The organism is uncultured Campylobacter sp. (assembly GCF_937997595.1).
Lineage (GTDB): Bacteria > Campylobacterota > Campylobacteria > Campylobacterales > Campylobacteraceae > Campylobacter_B.
On the sequence record NZ_CALKTS010000136.1, the window covers coordinates 1 to 7192 of the forward strand.

The 7192-nt window shown below is 51.0% G+C and carries 5 protein-coding genes and 2 pseudogenes; all 7 read left to right on the forward strand.

Features of this window, described 5'->3' with window-relative positions:
• Window positions 1-857 (forward strand): annotated as a pseudogene (locus Q0614_RS04685) (hypothetical protein); the annotation flags it as partial.
• Entirely contained in the window at window positions 787-1452 is a 666-nt protein-coding gene (locus Q0614_RS04690; protein WP_297903939.1) for a fibronectin type III domain-containing protein, read from the forward strand. The pseudogene Q0614_RS04685 and the gene Q0614_RS04690, both read left to right, overlap by 71 nt.
• Window positions 1453-1455: 3 nt before the next feature.
• Entirely contained in the window at window positions 1456-3810 is a 2355-nt protein-coding gene (trmB, locus tag Q0614_RS04695; RefSeq protein WP_298786889.1) for a tRNA (guanosine(46)-N7)-methyltransferase TrmB, read from the forward strand.
• Window positions 3798-4487, forward strand: a complete 690-nt coding sequence (locus Q0614_RS04700) for an ATP-binding cassette domain-containing protein (protein WP_005872302.1) — start codon at window positions 3798-3800, stop codon at window positions 4485-4487. Before trmB ends, Q0614_RS04700 begins: the two co-directional genes overlap by 13 nt.
• Window positions 4474-5289 (forward strand): hypothetical protein, encoded by an 816-nt coding sequence (locus Q0614_RS04705; RefSeq protein WP_298786891.1) that lies wholly within the window; start codon window positions 4474-4476, stop codon window positions 5287-5289. The genes Q0614_RS04700 and Q0614_RS04705 overlap by 14 nt, the downstream gene beginning before the upstream one ends.
• Window positions 5286-6668 (forward strand): peptidoglycan DD-metalloendopeptidase family protein, encoded by a 1383-nt coding sequence (locus tag Q0614_RS04710; protein WP_298786893.1) that lies wholly within the window; start codon window positions 5286-5288, stop codon window positions 6666-6668. Before Q0614_RS04705 ends, Q0614_RS04710 begins: the two co-directional genes overlap by 4 nt.
• A 4-nt stretch (window positions 6669-6672) precedes the next feature.
• Window positions 6673-7192, forward strand: a pseudogene (locus Q0614_RS04715) (hypothetical protein); the annotation flags it as partial.

Here is a 7192-nt window from a genome sequence, read left to right on the forward strand (position 1 = left end):
CCGCCGATAAAATTTTAGCTGCGAACACAGGCGCAAGTAGAATTTCGGCTAAGGACAAAATTTCGGGCGACACTACGGATAAAATTTCAACGGGTGATGCGGGTAAAATTTCGGCTACCGATAAAATTTCAGACGCGACTACGGATGCGGGTGAAATTTCGGCTGTATCCACAGGCAAGGATAAAATTTTAAGCGCTAGCAGGGGTGCAGATACGGGTAAAATTTTAGCGACCGACGTAAGCGCGCGCGGGAATGAAATTTTAAATGCAGACCCAACTGCGGGCGCAGATAAAATTTCGACTACCGACGTGAGCGCGAGCAAGAACGCGGGTATGGATAAAATTTTAAACAAATACGCGGACAACGCAGATAAAATTCCAAGCAGCCGCGCAGACAACGCGGATAAAATTTTAACCGCTAAAATGAGTGCGTATGAAGCCCGCTCTGTCCGTCTCGCCGAGAATAAAGCTTTAAATTTTAAAAATCCCGCTCAAAACCAAAACTTGCCGCCGATAAACCTAAAGAGCTTTAATCTCGTCGCGGCGAAGCTCTTCACGGGTCGTACGCATCAGATCCGCGTGCATTTAAGCTCGATAAATCGGCACATTTTGGGCGATCATTTATACGGATTTAAGAGCGAAAACGCTAAAATTAGCAGGATTTTGCTCCATGCCTATTTGCTCTATTTCATCCATCCGCGAAGCGGCAAAGAGGTGAAAATATGCGCGGGCTTGCCGAGCGAATTTCTAAATTTTACGACAAATCAAAAGGTAAAGGATGAAATTTATGAAAAAATTTTACCGACTAACGTTGAGCGCTACTTTAGCGATACTAGCGGGTGGCTGCGCTATGTCTAGCGCGCCTAGCGCAAGCGATGAAAGCCTGCCGCGCGTGGAGGGCATTAGGACGATCACGAGCGACAATGAGATTGGGCTTGAGTGGCCTAGATACGACAGCAATACCGCCGTGCTGGGCTTTGTCGTTTACCGAGCGCCTGCAAGCGGCGGCGAAGCCAAAAAGATCGCCACTATCGCAGATCCATACTCCACTCACTACGTAGATACGAGGCTGCAGCCGGGCACTTCGTATAAATACACCGTGCGCACATACGGCGCCAAGGGCGTTTCGGCTCCTTCTCCGGTTGCTATCGCAAGCACAGCGAAGATGCTAGAGTCCGTGCCGTTTGCGCAGGCGATCTACGGGCTTCCGGGCCGCGTTAAGATCATCTGGCGCCCGCATCCGGATCTTCGCGTAAGCTCCTATCTAATCGAGCGCCGCCCTAAGGGAGGCGAGTCATGGAGCACGATTAAAGAGGTTCGCGGCAGACTTAGTGCTGAATATATCGACAATATCGATTATGGCGAAGGATATGAATACCGCATCACCGTCAAAACCGAAAACGGAGAGCTGTCCAAGCCTAGTGCAGTCATTGCCGCAGCGCAGGCAGAATAAAGTTTGCCTAATTTCATAACCCAAAGCGTGAGCCTGCCGCGGCTGCCGATTAAGCTCGGCGAGACCGAATTTTTAGAAACGGCGCGTGGCAGAAATTTAACGCTCGTGCGAACCAAAAGCTTTGATAGCGAGTTTTTTATCACCCTAAAGCCCAGCGGCGACAAAGTGATAGTAAAGGGCGAAAAGATCACCAAGCCCGCTAAGATCGGTCATCTGCAGCGAGCGCTCGAAATTTTTAAAGAGCGCTTCTGCGGGCGGATCATCTCGCAGTCGTTTGCCTACAAAGACAGCTCGCTTACCGAAAAAACGCCGCTGATTTTGGACGAGAATGAAATTTTATCCCTCGTAAAAAGCTCTAAATTTAATAAAATTTTTATCGAGATCGGCTTCGGCTCGGGCAGACACCTGCTTCATCAAGCGCGCTCAAATCAAGACGCGCTGCTAATCGGCATTGAAATTTACAAGCCCGCGATCGAACAGGTCGCAAAGCTAGCGATCCGCGAGGGGCTGCAAAACATTGCGCTGATTGCCACCGACGCGCGGGTTTTGCTGAGCCTGCTTCCCGCGGGTTGCTTGCAGCGCGTATTTTTGCACTTCCCCGTGCCGTGGGACGACGCGCCGCACCGCCGCGTCATAAGCGACGAGTTCGCCTCGCAGATCGCACGCACGCTCGGACGCGGCGGCCGCTTCGAGCTTCGCACCGACAGCGAGGAGTACTTCCTCTACGCGATGCAAAAGCTCTCGCCCTACGTGCAGCGCAAAGCGGGCGAAATTTCGCACTTCAAAAACCGCGACGCCGCCGTAGCGAGCAAATACGAGGATAGATGGCGCAAAATGGATAAAGATATCTACGATCTGATCTACGAGAACAAAACCGCGGGCCGGGGCGAGCCGCAGCAGTTTGAGATGGAATTTTTAAAATTTGACGCGGCGGCAATCGCGCGAAATTTTAAAAATTCTACCTTCAAAGGCGAGGATTTTTTCGTGCATTTTGAGGAAATTTTTTACTTTGACGCGCAAAAAAGCTTGGATGCGGGCGGGGCTTGCGCGGCGGGTGGTGGCAGAAATTTGGATGCGTTAGATTTTAAAAGCGACGTAAATTTAAGCTCGGGCGATGACTCGAATTTTACCTCAAAAACGGGCTTAAATTCCTGCGCAAACTTAGATGGAAATTTTATCTCGCACGAAGCGGGCGCCTACGGCATGTTCGAGACCATAAAATCAGATACGGCACGCGGCAAAAATTTAACCGAGCGCGCGAGCATGGATGAAATTTCGTCAGGCGGCGGCAAAATTTTAGCTACGACAGCGGGCGATAAAATTTCAGCTTGCGCGAACACTACGCAAATTCTAAAAAAAGCAAGCGGCGCACTGAATACAAACCGCGCGGATAAGACGGGCGCAAAAGAGAGTATAAATTTAAATCAAAATTGCTCTAACTCAAACGGCGTAAATTTAATGAGTGACGTCCCTGTCGCAGTAAGCGCTAAATTTAGCCGCCCCGCCCCGAGCGAAAAGCGCGCTTTAGCCTGCGAGCAGATCGCAACAAGCAGCGCGCTAAATGCTAGCGGCACGGAGGGTGCGCTTGCGGCTATCGACGCGACAGGCGCAAGTACTGCACCTGCAACGATCGGTGCAATAGATACAAACAATGCGCCGAATTTGGACGGCTCATTCGCGGCGACCCGTGCAGCGGAAGCAAGCGCCGCATCAAATGCAACCCACACAGACGAAGCGAACGTTACGCAAATTCTAAAAAAAGCGAGCGACGCACTAAATACAAACCATGCAGATGAAACGGGCGCAAATTTAAACGAGGATCGCTTGAGCGCAAAGGGCGTAAATTTAACAGACGGCGGCGCAGTGAGTGCTAGAAATACAACGAACGCAAGCGTCTTACTTTGCAAAAATGAGCCGCAAGCCGAACTGAAAAACGAGCCAAACCACGCTGCCGAGCCGCAAGCAGAATTACAAAATAAGTCAAACTCTATCAAGTCGCAAGTCGAGCGCCGAAGCGAGCCAAGCCATGACGAGCTACAAGCCGAACACCAAGGCGAATTAAATTGTGTCGAGCAGCTATGGCAAGGCAAACCAAGCCGCGTTAAGTCGCAAGACGAATGGCAAAGCGAACCAAGCTGTGCCGAGCAGCAAGATAAACGACAAAGCAAGCCGTGCGCCGCCGAGCCGCAAGACGTGCTAATCCTGCTTTCGCTCGGAGCATTCGACTTTCCGCAGCAGTGTTTCATCCGCGCAAACGCAAGCGGCACGCGCTACTTCATCCGCCGCCCGCTTCCTACGCGCGAAAACCACGCGGCACATCAAAAAATTTCGGAGATATTTTCACAATGGCAGAGATAACGGACGATTACAACATCATCACCGCAGCGGGCCTCACGCTGGGCTACGAAAAGGCGGGCGCGGTCATCCAAGACGCGAGTTTCGGCATCGGCGCGAAGGATTTCGTCATCATCACGGGCAAGAGCGGTAGCGGTAAATCCACGCTGCTTAAGTCCTTCTACGGCGGCATCGACATCATCGGCGGCGAGCTGAACGTCTGCTTGTGCGATCTAAAGGGCATCACGAACTCCGATCTTCGCACCCTACGCCAGCGCATCGGCATTATCTTTCAAAACTACCGCCTGATCAACGAATGGACGATCGAGCGCAACATAATGCTTCCGTTAATGATAATGGGCTACAATCAGCAGGTCTGCCAAGACCAAGCCAAAAAGCTACTGCGCCACGTCGAGCTCGGGCATAAGATGGGCAAATATCCGCTCGAGCTTAGCGGCGGCGAGCAGCAGCGCGTGGCTCTGGCGCGTGCGATGGCGCATAATCCGCGCCTGCTGCTGTGCGACGAGCCTACGGGAAATTTGGACGACTACTCCAGCGCCATTATTTGGAATTTGCTGCGCTCGGCGTGCGAGTCGTGGAACGCCTGCGTCGTCATCGTGACGCATAAAATGCCCTCCACGCTGCGTTTTAGGCACCGACATTTTGAGATTAAGGACGCTAAAGTAAATGAAATCGATTAAAACCCATTTCGGCGTGATCTTTTCGCTCGTCGCGCTGCTTTTTTCAGTGCAGTTTGGAATTTTTATGAGTAACCTAACCAAAAGCTACGAGCGCTCGATCCAAAACGAATATAACATCGTGCTGGTCTCTAAAACCCCGCTCAGCCTGCAAGACGCGCAAAAAGCGGTGCCTAAAATCAGCTCGATTAGCGAAATTTCGACCGCTGGCATCACCGAGCGTCTGAAGGGTAAAATTTCACAAAACGCCTTTGCCGAGCTGAGTAAAAATTTGCCTAAATTTTATAGCATCAAGCTCGAAAGCTTCCCCGACGCCGCGCAGCTTGCCAAGATTGAGCAGGATCTAAAATCCATAGGCTCGCTCACACGGGTTGAAATTTTTAAAAAAACCCACGATGAAATTTTTAAAATTTTACTGCTTATCAAAAGCCTCGTTTACGGCTTTGCGTTTCTCATCGTGCTTTTAGGCGTGATGTTAATTCACCGCCAGATGCGTATCTGGGTTTACGAACACAAAGAGCGCATCGAGATTATGGAGCTTTTCGGCGCGTCGTTTCTGATAAAAAGCGGCAAGCTCTACCGAATGGCGATAATCGACTCTTTCATCGCCACGCTGATCGTGACCTGCTTCTACATTGCGCTTCCTTCTTGGGAGGTGTTTTCGACCACGCTTAAGGGCATCGGCGATCTACGCACCGCCATAGTGCTGCCTTACGATGCGCTGATTCTTTTGGGTGTCGCCTTGGCGCTATCTATCATCGCGGTAAGTTTCGTGATGCTGCAAATCGGAAATAAACGAGCATGAAAAGGGCTTTTTTAGCGCCGCTTCTTGCGCTGGGGCTTGCCGCGGCTCTTACTTATGCCGCGCCCGCAAAGGGACAAAGCACGAAAGATAAGATCGCCAAAGCGGGGCAAGAGCTCAAAAGCTCGCAAAAGGAGGGGATGCAACTCTCGCAAAAGATCGATGAGATCGCAGGCCAGATCGTAAAGGAGCAGGAGGGCTTTAAAAAGCGCGAGGGCGAGATCAAACAGCTAAGCGACGCGATCGAGGGCTTAAAAGATCAATACGCCGCCGAAGCGCAGGAGCTTGAAAAGCTTAATAGCCAAAACGTCACGCTTCTTAGCGTGCAAAACGATCTGGAAAGCAAGATCGCAAGCGTGATCTCACAAGAGCTATCATTTGATCTCATCACCGACGTAAATTCCACCACCACGCCCGATTCTATCATGGCTAGCGAAATTTTAGAGGGGCTCGGCGTCGTTATGAACGACGAGCTGAAGGGGCTGATCAAAGACTACGAAAATAATCAAAATTTTATCAACGAGCAGAACAAAAAGATCAAATCGATCCAGGCAAGCATGGCGGGCTATGACAAGAAAAAAACCGATCTCGACGCCAAGCAAACCACCCAAAAAGAAAAGCTCGCACAGATGAAAAAGGATAAAGAGGACTACATCGCGCGCCTGGAGAAGATAAACGACGAGCAAGACGCCATATCTAAGACCCTGCAGGAGCTTAAGATCATCGACGACGCCGAGGAAAAAGCCAAAGCGCAGAAGGAGGAAGCGGCACGCCAAGCAAAGCTTGAAGCGCAGAAGCAAAAGGAGCGCCAGGCACGCGAAAAAGAGTACGCCAAAGCAAAGGCGGCGGCAAAAAAGGCGGGCAAGCCCGAGCCTGCGCCGCCTCTTGAGCCCGAGCCAGAAGTGAGCGAGCCTGCGGATGAGCGCGTAAGCAAGATCAACCAAAAGGTCAAGCAGTACGGCTCGAGCTATCAGTCCTCGCGCGTTAAAAAATACAGCGGAGCCAAGACCGCAGCGCCTCTGAACGGCGCGTATTTGAAGAGAAAATTCGGCAACTACAACGATCCCGTGTATAACATAAAGCTTTTCAACGAAAATATCGTGCTGGGCTCAAACAGCGGCGACACGCAGGTTAAGGCGGTACTGCCGGGCAAGGTGGTCTTTGCTAAAGAGACCGCCGTGCTCGATAAGGTCGTGATCCTAGAGCATAGCGGCGGCATCCACACGATCTACGCACATCTAAATCAGATCCCGCCTACCGTGCGCGTCGGCTCCAACGTCAAAAAGGGCTACATCATCGGGCGCATCGGCTCGGATCTGACCTTTGAAGTGACGCAGCAGAACTACCACATCAACCCGCTCGATCTCATAAGTCTGAGGTGAAGCCGTGAGCGGGGAAAATTCTAAATTTAGCGGATCTTGCGAGGACGCCGAAAGTTTAAATTTAAGCGGACAGAATTCAGGCTGCGATTTAAATTTAGATGAGCAAAATTCTTTAAAAGAGCAGAATTGCGCCACTTCAAATTTGAACGATGAAAGCTCTGCGGAGGCGTTAAATTTAAACGAGCAAAATTCCGCCTCGGCGCTAAATTTAGATAACTCAAATTCCGAAACGACGCCAAATTTAAACAATCAAAATTTTACCGCCGCAACGGACGCCGAAGCAGCATCAAAGACGGCGGCGGGCGCTGTAAAAACAGAAGCCGTGATAGCCTCGGAGACAGCGCAAAACAATATTGAGGCGGCAGAGGCAGGCGTGGAAACAACACAAAACACTACCGCAACGGCAAAAACAACGGCGGCGGCGGCGAAAGAAACGCCAGCAACAGAAGCAGAGGCGGCGAGACCGCAGATCCAAGAGCTTACCAATTTTCTTAGCGAATACACCGCCAAGATGCTTAGTATCG